12 protein-coding genes and 2 pseudogenes are annotated in these 11,895 nt (G+C 64.1%); 8 read left to right on the top strand and 6 right to left on the bottom strand.

The genetic code is table 11. The features are described 5' to 3' along the window. From HP547_RS20930 to HP547_RS20910, 5 genes are all read left to right on the top strand, one after another. Positions 1 to 1,940: response regulator (locus tag HP547_RS20930; protein WP_172287323.1), on the top strand; the 1,940-nt coding region annotated here is incomplete at its 5' end. Beyond that, entirely contained in the window at positions 1,937 to 2,758 is an 822-nt protein-coding gene (locus HP547_RS20925) for a protein-glutamate O-methyltransferase CheR (protein WP_172287322.1), read from the top strand. The genes HP547_RS20930 and HP547_RS20925, both read left to right, overlap by 4 nt. Further along, on the top strand, positions 2,755 to 3,330 hold the full coding sequence (locus HP547_RS20920) for a chemotaxis protein CheB (protein WP_172224703.1): 576 nt from the start codon (positions 2,755 to 2,757) through the stop codon (positions 3,328 to 3,330). The genes HP547_RS20925 and HP547_RS20920 overlap by 4 nt, the downstream gene beginning before the upstream one ends. After that, positions 3,324 to 4,550: a hybrid sensor histidine kinase/response regulator gene (locus HP547_RS20915; RefSeq protein WP_172224706.1), complete on the top strand. Its 1,227-nt coding sequence runs from the start codon at positions 3,324 to 3,326 to the stop codon at positions 4,548 to 4,550. Before HP547_RS20920 ends, HP547_RS20915 begins: the two co-directional genes overlap by 7 nt. Before the next feature lie 44 nt (positions 4,551 to 4,594). Continuing rightward, a complete protein-coding gene (locus tag HP547_RS20910) occupies positions 4,595 to 4,972 on the top strand; it encodes a response regulator (protein WP_172224709.1) in 378 nt (125 codons plus the stop codon). Positions 4,973 to 5,181: 209 nt separating this feature from the next. On the opposite strand, the gene HP547_RS20905 is transcribed toward HP547_RS20910, so the two are convergent. The 3 genes from HP547_RS20905 to HP547_RS20895 are packed head-to-tail and all read right to left on the bottom strand — an operon-like array spanning position 5,182 to position 7,822. Next, on the bottom strand, positions 5,182 to 5,763 hold the full coding sequence (locus HP547_RS20905; RefSeq protein WP_172287321.1) for a TetR/AcrR family transcriptional regulator: 582 nt from the start codon (positions 5,761 to 5,763) through the stop codon (positions 5,182 to 5,184). Positions 5,764 to 5,775: 12 nt separating this feature from the next. Continuing rightward, on the bottom strand, positions 5,776 to 6,624 hold the full coding sequence (locus tag HP547_RS20900; RefSeq protein ID WP_172224715.1) for a 3-hydroxybutyryl-CoA dehydrogenase: 849 nt from the start codon (positions 6,622 to 6,624) through the stop codon (positions 5,776 to 5,778). Between the two features lie 13 nt (positions 6,625 to 6,637). After that, positions 6,638 to 7,822: an acetyl-CoA C-acyltransferase family protein gene (locus HP547_RS20895; protein ID WP_172224718.1), complete on the bottom strand. Its 1,185-nt coding sequence runs from the start codon at positions 7,820 to 7,822 to the stop codon at positions 6,638 to 6,640. A gap of 168 nt (positions 7,823 to 7,990) precedes the next feature. Between HP547_RS20895 and HP547_RS20890 the strand changes: the two genes are divergently transcribed. Beyond that, complete coding sequence (locus HP547_RS20890) at positions 7,991 to 9,001, top strand: AraC family transcriptional regulator (protein WP_172224721.1); 1,011 nt, start codon at positions 7,991 to 7,993, stop codon at positions 8,999 to 9,001. A 19-nt stretch (positions 9,002 to 9,020) separates the two neighbouring features. On the opposite strand, the pseudogene HP547_RS20885 reads toward HP547_RS20890, so the two are convergent. Continuing rightward, a pseudogene (locus tag HP547_RS20885) lies at positions 9,021 to 9,617 on the bottom strand (catalase); the annotation flags it as partial. 8 nt (positions 9,618 to 9,625) lie between these two features. Here HP547_RS20885 and HP547_RS20880 point away from each other — a divergent pair. Then, positions 9,626 to 10,222: pseudogene (locus HP547_RS20880) on the top strand (catalase); the annotation flags it as partial. Here HP547_RS20880 and HP547_RS20875 read toward each other — a convergent pair. Further along, entirely contained in the window at positions 10,185 to 10,550 is a 366-nt protein-coding gene (locus tag HP547_RS20875) for a catalase (RefSeq protein WP_372242912.1), read from the bottom strand. The pseudogene HP547_RS20880 and the gene HP547_RS20875 overlap by 38 nt on opposite strands. Positions 10,551 to 10,656: 106 nt before the next feature. Further along, positions 10,657 to 11,094 (bottom strand): carboxymuconolactone decarboxylase family protein, encoded by a 438-nt coding sequence (locus HP547_RS20870; RefSeq protein WP_172287320.1) that lies wholly within the window; start codon positions 11,092 to 11,094, stop codon positions 10,657 to 10,659. 199 nt (positions 11,095 to 11,293) lie between these two features. Between HP547_RS20870 and HP547_RS20865 the strand changes: the two genes are divergently transcribed. After that, a partial coding sequence (locus HP547_RS20865; protein ID WP_172287319.1) for an MFS transporter occupies positions 11,294 to 11,895 on the top strand: 602 nt, incomplete at its 3' end.

The following is an 11,895-nucleotide window of genomic DNA, read 5'->3' as shown; positions in this document are numbered from 1 at the left end:
AGCTGCTGGCAGAGAACGGCGACGGCAACCTCAGCGAAGAGCAGGTCAAGTTTGCCGAGTCCATCTATTCGGCCGGCAACGATTTGCTCAACCTCATCAATGACATCCTCGACATTGCCAAGGTCGAGGCAGGCAAGCTGGAGGTGCGGCCAGAGACCACCCAGGTCGAACGCCTGGTCGAAGGCCTGCGCGGCATGTTCGAGCCGCTGGCCGGGCAGAAGGGCCTGAGCTTCCAGGTGACAGCCGAGCCCAAGGTGCCAGCCACACTGTTCACCGACCGCCAGCGCCTGGAGCAGATCCTCAAGAACCTGCTGTCCAACGCCATCAAGTTCACCGAGCGTGGCCAGGTCAGCCTGAACATCGGCCACCAGCCAGGTACCGGTATCGTGTTTGAGGTGCGCGATTCCGGCATTGGTATCGCTGCCGACCAGCAACAGGCCATTTTCGGCGCCTTCCACCAGGTCGATGGCACCAGCAACCGCCGGTATGGCGGTACCGGCCTGGGGCTGTCGATCTCCCGCGACCTGGCCCATCTGCTGGGCGGACAGATCAATGTGGACAGCAGCCCGGGCAAAGGCAGCGTGTTCAGCCTGATCCTGCCAGAACGCTACGAGACCGCCGGGCAAGACGTCGAGCCCCTGAGCCTGCGCCCGGCCGTGGATACCCTGCCACCCGCGCCGCAGTCGCCGGTGGCGATGGCGCCGAAACGCCCGGCGCTGGCCTTTGTCGATGACCGTGAGCGCGCGCCGTTCGATAACCGCTGCATCCTGGTGATCGAGGACGAGCCGAACTTTGCTCGCATCCTTTTCGACCTGGCCCACGAACTGGGTTACAGCTGCCTGGTAGCGCACAGCGCCGATGAAGGTTTCGAGCTGGCCGCCCAGTACATCCCCGATGCCATCCTGCTGGACATGCGCCTGCCCGACCATTCAGGCCTGACCGTGCTGCAGCGCCTGAAGGAGCAGGCCGGCACCCGGCACATTCCGGTGCATATCATTTCTGTCGAAGACCGGGTCGAGGCCGCCATGCACATGGGTGCCGTCGGCTACGCGGTCAAGCCCACCAGCCGTGAACAGCTCAAGGAAGTGTTCGCCCGCCTGGAGGCCAAGCTGACGCAGAAGCTCAAGCACATCCTGCTGGTGGAAGACGACGACCTGCAGCGCGAGAGCATTGCCCGCCTGATCGGCGACGACGACGTCGAGATCACCGCCGTGGGCATGGCCCAGGATGCCCTGGCGCTGCTGCGCGAGAACATCTACGACTGCATGATCATCGACCTCAAGCTGCCGGACATGCTCGGCAACGAGCTGCTCAAGCGCATGACCGCCGAAGATATCCGCGCCTTCCCGCCGGTGATCGTGTATACCGGGCGCAACCTGACCCGCGAAGAAGAAGCCGACCTGCTCAAGTACTCGCGGTCGATCATCATCAAGGGCGCGCGCTCACCGGAGCGCCTGCTCGATGAAGTGACGCTGTTCCTGCACAAGGTCGAATCGCAGCTGTCCAACGAACGCCAGCGCATGCTCAAGACCGCACGCAGCCGTGACAAAGTGTTCGAGGGCCGCAAGATACTGCTGGTGGACGACGACGTGCGCAATATCTTCGCCCTGACCAGCGCCCTGGAGCACAAGGGCGCGATCGTCGAGATCGGCCGCAACGGCCGCGAGGCCATCGAGCGCCTGGAACAGCATGACGACATCGACCTGGTGCTGATGGATGTGATGATGCCGGAAATGGACGGTTTCGAGGCTACCCGCCTGATCCGCCAGCAACCGCGCTGGCGCAAGCTGCCGATCATCGCCGTGACCGCCAAGGCCATGAAGGATGACCAGCAGCGTTGCCTGCAGGCCGGTGCCAATGATTACCTCGCCAAACCGATCGACCTGGACCGCCTGTTCTCGTTGATCCGTGTATGGTTGCCGCAACTGGAGCGAATTTGACTAGCGAACGTAACACCGACATCGAAATCCGCTTGCTGATCGAGGCCATCTACCTCAAGTACAGCTACGATTTCCGCAATTATTCCGGCGCTTCGATCAAGCGCCGGATCCTGCATGCGCTGCGCCAGTTCGATTGTCTGACGGTGTCGGCGCTGCAGGAGCGCGTGCTGCACGACCCGGGCATGTTCATGCAGTTGCTGCAGTACCTGACGATTCCGGTCAGCGAGATGTTCCGCGATCCGGGCCACTTCCTGGCGCTGCGCAACGAGGTGGTGCCGCTGCTGCGCACCTGGCCATCGATCAAGTTGTGGATCGCCGGTTGCAGCACGGGCGAAGAGGTGTACTCGATGGCCATCCTGCTGCGTGAGGAAGGCCTGCTCGAGCGCACCATCATCTATGCCACCGACATCAACCCGCACTCGCTGGACAGGGCCAAGCAGGGCATCTACTCGATGCAGAGCATGCACGAGTATGCCGAAAACTATCGCCTTGCCGGCGGCCGCCGAGACTTTTCCGAGTACTACACGGCAGCCTATGGCAACGCCATCATGGACAGCACCCTGCGCGAGAACGTGACCTTCGCCGACCACAGCCTGGCCACCGACAGCGTGTTTTCCGAAACCCAGTTGGTGTCGTGCCGCAACGTGCTCATCTATTTCAACAAGGAGCTGCAGGATCGCGCCCTGGGCCTGTTCCACGAGTCGCTGTGCCACCGCGGCTTCCTGGTGTTGGGTAGCAAGGAATCGGTGGACTTTTCCGCCTACAGCGAGCGCTTCGAGCCGCTGGTCAAGCCCGAACGGATCTACCGCAAGTCATGAACGGTGTACGCGCGGTGGTGATCGGCGCCTCGGCGGGCGGGGTGGCGGCCCTGTTCACCGTGCTGGGCGCGCTGCCAGCCAATTTTGCCATCCCGCTGGTGTGCGTGCTGCACCTGCCCGATGACCGCCACAGCCAGCTGGCCGAGGTAATGCAACGCCGCTTGCGCCGGCCGGTGGTTGAAGCGCGCGACAAGCAAGCGCTATGCGGCGGGCAGATCTACGTGGCCGGGCCGGGCTACCACCTGTCTGTGGAACGCGATTTCAGCCTGTCGTTGAGCCAGGAGCCGGCGCTGCATTTCTCCAGGCCGGCGATCGATTACCTGTTCATATCCGCGGCCGATGCCTACGGCGCCGGCCTGCTTGGCGTGCTGCTCACAGGCGCCAATGAAGACGGTGCCCAAGGGCTTGCCTATATCAAGAACAATGGGGGCCGGACCATCGTCCAGGACCCCCGTGACGCACAGGTGGCGTTGATGCCCGAGGCCGCCCTGGCCCTGCACCAGCCCGACCATATTCTTTCTCTGAGTGGCATCGGGCAGTTGCTCGCGGCCCTGGAACCCAGCGCATGCTAAGCCCCACCATCGCCAAACTGCTGATCGTCGACGATCTGCCGGAAAATCTGCTGGCCCTCGCCGCCCTGATCCAGGGCGAGGACCGCGAGGTGCACCAGGCCCAGTCTGCCGAAGCCGCGTTGTCGCTGTTGCTCGAACACGAGTTCGCCTTGGCCATTCTCGACGTACAGATGCCAGGCATGAACGGCTTCGAGCTGGCCGAACTGATGCGTGGCACGGAAAAGACCCGCAATATACCCATCGTCTTCGTCACCGCCGCCGGGCGCGAGATGAACTATGCCTTCAAGGGCTACGAAAGCGGCGCGGTGGACTTCCTGCACAAGCCGCTGGAGACCATGGCGGTCAAGAGCAAGGTGTCGGTGTTCGTCGACCTGTTCCGCCAGCGCAAAGTGCTCGACCGCCAGTTGCAGGCGCTGGAACGCAGCCGCCAGGAGCAGGAGCTGCTGCTGGCCCAGCTGCAGACGGCGCGGGGCGAACTGGAGCATGCCGTGCGCATGCGCGACGATTTCATGTCGATTGTGTCCCATGAGGTGCGCACCCCGCTCAATGGCCTGATCCTGGAAACCCAGCTGCGCAAGCTGCACCTGTCGCGGGGCAATCTGGAGGCGTTCATGCCTGAAAAGCTGCAGGCCATGGTCGAGCGCGACGAGCGGCAGATCAACAGCCTGATCAGGTTGATCGAGGACATGCTGGACGTTTCGCGCATCCGCACCGGCAAGTTATCGTTGCGGCCAAAAGTGTTCGACCTCAGCCAGCTGGTTGGCGGGCTTGTGGAAAACTTCACTGCCCAGGCCGCGGCGCTGGACACGCACATCGCCATTCAGCGCTGCGAACCGCTGCGCGGTGAGTGGGACGAATTCCGGATTGAGCAAGTGGTGGCCAACCTGTTGTCCAATGCATTGCGATACGGTGAACGCCAGCCGGTGCACGTGCGCGTGTTCCGCCAGGACGACCAGGCCTGCGTACAGGTGCAGGACCACGGCATCGGTATCTGCGCGGCCAACCAGCAGCGGATCTTCCAGCAGTTCGAGCGGGTCGCGACGCAGCAGGCCAGCGGCGGGTTGGGCCTGGGGCTGTATATTTCGGAACAGATCGTCAACGCCCACGGCGGGCGGATACTGGTTGAAAGTGAAGTGGGTAAAGGGGCCACCTTCACCTTGCAATTGCCGCTGGCGACACGTGAACAACAAAACGACCAGGCTCGGGCAACCTCTGCGTAAGCCTGGGGTCTGATGGCCAACTGTAAGAATTTCAAGGCGTTAACATGAGTGAAGATGCACAAGACGTGGTGCTGGTGGTCGAGGACGAACCAGCGATCCGGATGATTTTGCGTGATTACCTGTCAGGCGAGGGCTACCACGTGCTGGTGGCGGAAGATGGCGAACAGGCATTTGCCATTCTGGCGAGCAAGCCGCACCTGGACCTGATGGTGACGGATTTTCGCTTGCCGGGTGGCATCTCCGGCGTGGAGATTGCGGAACCTGCGGTGAAGCTGCGACCGGACCTGAAGGTGATCTTCATCAGCGGTTATCCGGCCGAAATTCTCGAGTCCGGCAGCCCGATCGCCCGCACGGCGCCGATCCTGGCCAAGCCGTTTGACCTGGATACCTTGCATGAGAAGATTCAGGATCTGTTGCGCTGATCGCGGGTGAAGCCCAGACGGGGATCGCATAAGGGCTGACAGGTGCTTGCCACAACGTTTTCAGCGCCTATGAGATCGAGCGCCGCGCGCGCGGCGCTCGATCTCATAGGCGCTGAATATGTCTAGGCGAACACTTGTCAGCCCTGATGCAACCCCTGCATCAGCAGCGGTCCGGCGATCCGATTTACCCGCGAAAAGACCGGAACAGGCTAGCCCAGGGTCCGCTCCAGCCCCCCCACCAGCATGCTCTCCATCAACCCCACCCCCTGCTCCTCGGGCAGTGCCCTGAACAACCCCGGCAACTGGTTCAGCAGCGTCGCCACCACATGCGCCGTGGCCACCCAGGCCTCGCCCTGCAATTTCGCCTGTGGCGCAATCAACCGCAGCAACCCCGCCTCATAACGCGCACGCAACAAGCCCAGGTGCGCCTGCTGAGCTTCGCTCAGGCAACAGAAGTCCCGCTCTGCCAGGCGAAACTGCAGCGGCCGCTCGGCATGCAACTGCCAGTGTGCGGCAATCAGGCAGCTCAACGCCGACGCCCCACGGGCCATGGCCCGACGGCCCTGGTCCAAGGTCGCCTGCAGTTCCTCGAACAATTCCTCGATCAGGTCGTACAGCAGGTCCTGCTTGCTCGGGAAGTGGTGGTACAGCGAGCCGGCGGTCAGCCCCACATGGGCCGCCAGCTCGCGCATGCTCACCTGGCCAAAGCCCTTTTCGGCGAATAGCGCCATGGCCCGGTCGCGTCGCTCCTCGAAGTTGGCACAGCGCATTGCGGCATTGACCGGCGGCATGGTGCCTGCTCCTCAATAGGTGAAGAAACCGCGGCCGCTCTTGCGCCCCAGCCAACCGGCCGCGACCATTTCCTTGAGCAGCGGGGCAGGGCGGTACTTGCTGTCGTTGAAGCCTTCATGGAAGGCCTCCATGATCGCCAGCAAGGTATCCAGGCCGATCAGGTCAGCTAGGGCCAGCGGGCCGATCGGCTGGTTGCAGCCCAGGCGCATGCCGGTGTCGATGTCCTCGGCACTGGCCAGGCCTTCCTGGCGCACGAAGATCGCTTCGTTGATCATCGGCACCAGAATGCGGTTGACCACGAAGCCTGGGCGGTTGCCTGCGGTGATCGGGGTCTTGCCGACCTTTTCGGTTACCAGCAGCGCCTGGGCGTAGGTGCTGTCGCTGGTCTGCAGGCCGCGAATGATCTCGACCAGCGCCATCATCGGCACCGGGTTGAAGAAGTGCACGCCAATGAAACGCTCGGGGTGCTCGATGCTGGCGGCCAGCTGGGTGACCGACAGCGACGACGTGTTGGTGGCGATCAGGCAGTCGGCGGCAACGTTGGCCGCCACCTGCTGCAGGATGCGCTGCTTGAGCTGCAGGTTCTCGCTGGCCGCTTCGATCACCAGCTGCGCGCTGCCGAGCTGGGTGTAGTCGGTGCTGGTGCGAATCCTCGCCTTGGCCGCAGTGGCCTTGTCGGCGTCGAGCGTGCCTTTGTTGACCTGGCGCTCGAGGTTCTTGCTCAAGGTGGCCATGCCACGCTCCAGCGCTGCGTCGGACACATCCACCAGCAGCACCTGGTAGCCCGCTGCCGCGCAGACCTGGGCAATACCGTTGCCCATGGTGCCGGCGCCGATCACGGCGATCTGTTCAATGCTCATTTCTCAGGTTCCCTCAGACGCGCTCGAAGACCACGGCGATGCCTTGGCCGCCGCCGATGCACATGGTGGCCAGCGCGTAGCGGCCCTGGATGCGCTGCAGTTCATGGATGGCCTTGGTGGCGATGATCGCACCGGTGGCCCCCACCGGGTGGCCCAGGGAAATGCCCGAGCCGTTGGGGTTGACCTTTTCCGGGTCGAAGCCCAGTTCGCGGGCCACGGCGCAGGCCTGGGCGGCGAAGGCTTCGTTGGATTCGATCACGTCCAGGTCCTGCACCTTCAGGCCGGTCTTTTCCAGCACCTTGCGGGTGGCCGGGATCGGGCCCAGGCCCATCAGCTCGGGTTCGACCCCGGCATGCGCGTAGCCCACCAGGCGTGCCAGCGGCTTCAGGCCGAGCCGGCGTACCGCGTCACCCGTGGCCAGCACCAGGCCGGCCGCGCCGTCGTTGATGCCGCTGGCGTTGCCGGCGGTGACGCTGCCGTCTTTCTTGAACACCGGCTTCATGCCGGCCAGTTGTTCGGCGGTCACATCGCCACGCACATGCTCGTCGACACTGAACTGCACGCTGCCCTTGCGGGTTTTCAGCTCCACGGGGACGATCTGGCTGGCGAAACGGCCTTCGGCGATGGCCCGGGCGGCCCGTTGCTGGCTGCTCAGGGCAAGTTCGTCCTGCATCGCGCGGGTAATGCCATGCTTGGCCGCCACGTTTTCGGCGGTGATGCCCATGTGGAAGTGTTCGAACGGGTCATGCAGGACGCCGACGGTGTAGTCGATGCCTTGCAGGTCACCCATGCGTGCGCCCCAGCGCGCCTGCGGCAGCAGGTAGGGGCCACGGCTCATGGATTCGGCGCCGGCCGCCACGGCCACGTCGGTATCACCCAGCAGCAGGCCCTGGGCGGCCGAGACGATGGCTTGCAGGCCCGAGCCGCACAGGCGGTTGACGTTGAAAGCGGGGGTTTCCTTGGGGATGCCGGCGTTCATCGCCGCTACCCGGGCCAGGTAGGCGTCCCGTGGCTCGGTCGGGATCACCGTGCCCATTACCAGGTGGCCGACCTGCTCGGCGGCCACGCCCGAGCGCTCGATGGCGGCACGGGTAATGGTGCTGGCCAGGTCGGCCAGGGGCAGGTCCTTGAGAGAACCGCCAAAGCCACCAATGGCTGAACGGACGGCACTGACGACATAGATTTCTGGGCTGCTCATGGAGGCTCCGATTGCGAAGGCATGGCGGGACCGGGGCAGGCTCTGCGAGAATGGCCGGCGGTCCCGGAGTGGGATCGAGTCTAGGCAAAGGCTCTGTTGCAGCCTATGCCGGAACTGTTCAAACAACCTGGCACTTTTTGCCACTCAGCATAGACAGCGAAAACCGCCATGCGCGATAGCGATTCGGTCGCCGTGTACTTCCTCAATGCCATGCTCCATGCCCTGCGCGACAGCCCTGGCGAGCGTGATGCCCAGTTGCGCGCGGTGGGCATCGACCCGCAACTGCTCGAGCAGCCCCAGGCACGGGTGCCGGCGAAGGCGTTCGCCGCACTGTGGCTGGCGCTGATCCAACGGCTGGACGACGAGTTTTTCCGCCTCGACAGCCATGGCATGCCGCTGGGCAGTTTTGCCCTGATCTGCCGCGGCCTGATCCTCGAGCCGAACCTGGAAAAGGCCCTGCGCCAGTGCATGGGCGGTTTCAGCCTGTTCCTGCGTGACCTGCGTGGCAACCTGACGCTGCGCGGCGGGCGCGCGCTGATCAGTGTGCAGTCGAGTATTGCCGACCCACTGACCCGGGTGTACGCCGAGGAAACCTACCTGGTGCTGATGATCGGCATGCTTTGCTGGCTGGCCGGGCGGCGCATCGCCATCGACCGCACCGAGCTGGCAGTGTCTCGCCCGGCCCAGGAAGACGACCTGCTGTTGTGGGGGCCGGACCTGCGTCTGGGCAGCGGGCGCACCGAGGTAGAGTTCGACAGTGCTTACCTGCGCTTGCCAGTGGTGCAGGACGTGGCGGCCCTGAAAACCTTTCTGCGCAGTGCACCGCAGGGGCTGGTGATCCGTTTTCGCAACCAGAACGGGCTGGTAGCCCAGGTATACCGGCACTTGCGGGCCCGGCGCTACGGGCAGTGGCCGACGCTGGCGGCGCTGGCGCAGCAGCAAGGGATCAGCGCCAGTACCTTCCGCCGGCAGCTGGAGCGGGAAGGGCGGTCTTACCAGCAGATCAAGGATGAGGTGCGCCGGGCGATGGCCTTCGAGCATTTGCGCGAAGGCGTACTGAGCGTTGCCGAGATTGCCGAGCAGGCCGGTTTCCAGGAGCCCAGTGCCTTCCACCGGGCATTCAAGAAATGGACCGGGCAGAGCCCGGGCAGCTATCGCGCCAGGCTGGCCGGGCGATAGCTGGCAACCTGCGCCACCTTCAGTCCTGCAGATCCGCCGCCAGTGCCTTGACCCGGGTCAGGTCGCCCTTGGCGATTTTTGCCACTCTGCTGCCGTACTCGGCATCGGCCTTGTACAAGAACGACAGGATGATGTGCTTGCTCTGGTCATCTGCGACGGACAGTGACTGACCGAAACTGTTGACCAGGTCACGCTGCTCGTTTTTCGAAAAGGCGCGGTAGAGGTCGCCTGCCTGCTTGAAGTTCTGTTCCCTGGCGATGCTTTGTTGCTGGGTGGTATCGCTCAAGGTCAGCTGGCTGTAGCGCGCCGACTCGGTGCTGCTGCGTGGCTGCAGGCGGCTGGGTTCGTAGTTGACCATGCCTTGGGTGCGGCCGGGATTGAGCAGGCCATCCTGGTTGCCATTGTTGACCGCAGCCCGCGGCTGGTTGATGGGCAGGCTGCCAGCGTTGGCGCCGATCCGGTACATCTGGGTGTCGGCATAAGAAAACAGCCGGCCTTGCAGCAGTCGGTCCTCGGAAGGCTCGATACCGGCGATCAGGTTGGAAGGGGCGAGGGCGACTTGTTCGGTTTCCTGGAAGAAGTTGTCGACATTGCGGTTGAGCACCATCTGCCCGACCCGCCGCTTTCTCCTCGGTGGTGCACGGGCTGCACTCGCCGGAGACGCTGCGTGACCCGCGCGGCTTTGCCACGCGTTTCTACACCAGCACCGGCAACTGGGACCTGGTCGGCAACAACTTCCCCACGTTCTTCATCCGTGACGCCATCAAGTTCCCGGACATGGTGCATGCCTTCAAGCCCGACCCGCGCAACAACCTGGGCAATGACGCCCGGCGCTTCGACCTGTTGTCGCACATGCCGGAGGCCACCCGCACCCTGACCCTGCTGTACTCCAACCAAGGCACGCCCAGAAGCTATCGGCACATGGACGGCAACAGCGTGCATGCCTACAAGTTCGTCAATGCCAAGGGCGAAGCAACCTATGTGAAGTTCCGCTGGAAAAGCCTGCAAGGCCAGGAAAACCTCGACCCCAAGGCCGTTGAGCAGATCCAGGGCAAGCATTTCAGCCACATGACCGAAGACCTGGTAAGTGCCATCGCGCATGGTGAACACCCCAAGTGGGACCTGTATATCCAGACCCTGCGCCCCGAGCAGCTGGCAAGCTTCGATTTCGATCCGCTGGACGCTACCAAGGTCTGGCCGGATGTGCCTGACGCACGAATACCGGGGTCTGTTCGCCGGGGGTGAAGAGCGGGGCCAAGGTCAATCCGGACAGGTCTTCGGAGGCCGTAAACAGGCCGTGGGCACCCGTGCCACGGGCATGTACCACGCGCTCGGGGACACGCTCGCGGTCAAACCGCTGGAGTTTCTGGACCAGTTGCACATCCTGCAGCAATACCGGGCCAGTGGCACCGGCGGTTTGCGAATGCTGGTTGTCACCAACGGCAGCGCCGTTGTCACGGGTCAGCGGCGCGGCCAGCAGGGTTGGGCTGGCCAGCAGGGTTGCGCATAGAAGGGCCAACGCAGAGCGGGTGGGGTGACTTGCAGGCATTGGAGGGCACTCACGGGATGATGGGAGTGCCGATCCTAGTGACGCCGCTGCTGCCGCGCAGTCAGGGCGCTCACCTCATGCTGTATGAAAACTCACCATCCGTGCTTCAGGCGGGGACCATGGCAAAGCCCACGCCGAAGCGGTTCCAGGCATTGATGGTGGCAATCGCCAAGGTCAGGTTGGCCACCTCGGCCGGTTCGAAATGTTCCTGCAGCGCTTCATACTGACCCTGCGGCGCGCCATGCTCCGGCAGGCGGGTCAGGCTCTCGACCCAGGCCAGCGCGGCGCGTTCACGCGGGGTGAAGTAGGCGGTTTCCTGCCACACGCACAAGGTTTGCAGGCGGGCTTCGGTCTCACCGGCCTTGCGTGCATCGTTGGCGTGCAGGTTGACGCAGTAGGCGCAGCCATTGATCTGTGACGCACGCAGGCGCACCAGCTCCAGCAGCGAGTTCTCCAGGCCGCTCTTGGCCAACGCCTGCTCCAGGCCGACCATGGCTTTGTAGGCTTCGGGGGCGTGCTTGGCCCATTCGATACGGTTGTGCATGGCTGTCTCCAAGGGGTGTGGGATGGGATGGGGTTACTGTAACGCCGCCCGTTGGTCACCCCGATAGCCAATCGCGCACATAAGCGGGAGGCCAATCGTGCATTCAGCTGCCCACTGCCACGCATCCAATCTCTTCATTTCTGCACGGCTCGCCAAGCCCGGATAATGGCCAGGTCCTGACACAGAGAACCGATTCACAATGAGAGCTGCATTGAACCTGTTGCTGGTGATCCTGCTGGCGCTGAACTTGCGGCCGATCCTGACCAGCATCGGCCCGTTACTCGAACCCATGCGCGCCAGCACCGGCCTGGGTTACCAGCAGGCGGCCTTGCTGACGGCGCTGCCGGTCTTGTGCATGGGCCTGGTGCCCTTGCTGCAACCCTGGCTGCGGCGCTGGATCAGCGAGCATGGCGGCATGCTGGGCGGCCTGGCCGCGATTGCCCTGGCCTGCCTGTGGCGGCTGCAGCTGGACAGCGCGTGGGCGCTGATCGCCAGCGCAGTAGTCGCCGGCCTGGGCGTGGCGCTGGTCCAGGGCATGATGCCCGGGCTGGTCAACCGCTGGTTCCCGGCGCGTCTGGCAGGGGCGATGGGCCTGTATTCGGCGGCATTGATGAGCGGCGGCGGCCTGGCTGCCGTCTTGGGCCCACATATCAGCGGCTACTTTGGCCACTGGCAGGTCGGCCTGGGCCTTTGGGCGATCCCGGCGCTGCTGGCGGTGCTCGCCTGGGCCGTGCTGCGGCCCCGGCAGCAACCGCCAAAGCTGGCCGGCGCCGCTGACGGGCACTGGTTCGGCACCCGCCG

Source organism: Pseudomonas sp. CM27, from assembly GCF_013179515.1.
In the GTDB taxonomy this organism is placed as follows: Bacteria; Pseudomonadota; Gammaproteobacteria; order Pseudomonadales; family Pseudomonadaceae; genus Aquipseudomonas.
The sequence above is the reverse complement of the archived record's forward strand: the minus strand, read 5'-3'. Positions and strand labels throughout refer to the sequence as shown.